At 47.5% G+C, this 611-nt stretch carries 1 protein-coding gene; it reads right to left on the bottom strand.

Features of this window, described 5'->3' with window-relative positions; all coding sequences use genetic code 11:
* A partial coding sequence (gene mobI, locus R8O11_RS29225) for a conjugative transfer protein MobI(A/C) (RefSeq protein WP_318195123.1) occupies positions 1-352 on the bottom strand: 352 nt, incomplete at its 3' end.
* Positions 353-611 lie beyond the last annotated feature (259 nt).

Genomic DNA, 611 nt, shown 5'->3' on the forward strand with positions numbered 1-611 from the left:
AACGAACACGCTGTTCTTTGTTGTGTCGCTGTGCCATTTGATTGGTACTGAGATACCAGTTGTAATACCAAGCCGCTTCAAAGCGATGGTTGCGAATCCGAACCCGACAGCCGTAGCGGCCAGGTGAGGTTTCCTTATGTGTTCGATGGATTCGCCAAAATTGGTTAGCGTAGCAACTGGCTAAAAACTCAAGCAAGTAGGGCTCCTGCATTGCAAAGTTCTCGATATCATTAAGGGCTTTTAGCGATTGTGATAGCGCGAGTTCAAAGCACTCTTGTTCACTTTCGGGGTGTCGCTGCTGGGCTCGTTGATGCCATTGATAGGCGGCGGAATGTTCATTTAATACAGTCATAGTGGCTCCTTGTTTGTTTTGCTCAAGGTAGCGCAAACGTACTGTTACTTACGCATCTGTAATTGCCCTTTTGGGGTGCGTAATTTTCCTCGTGTCCCACCGCTCATTGGCAAGCATGGCATCGATTCCTCTCCTGGGACCTATCCTTGTGCTTTCCAGATATCTATCCTTGTGGGACGTTGTTACGGATTATTTTCGTTGCTTTATTGTTTTGGCGGGGATGTAGGGAGTTGTACTCCAATCATTGTGGGACCTGAGT

This window comes from Vibrio sp. 1288 (genome assembly GCF_033344475.1).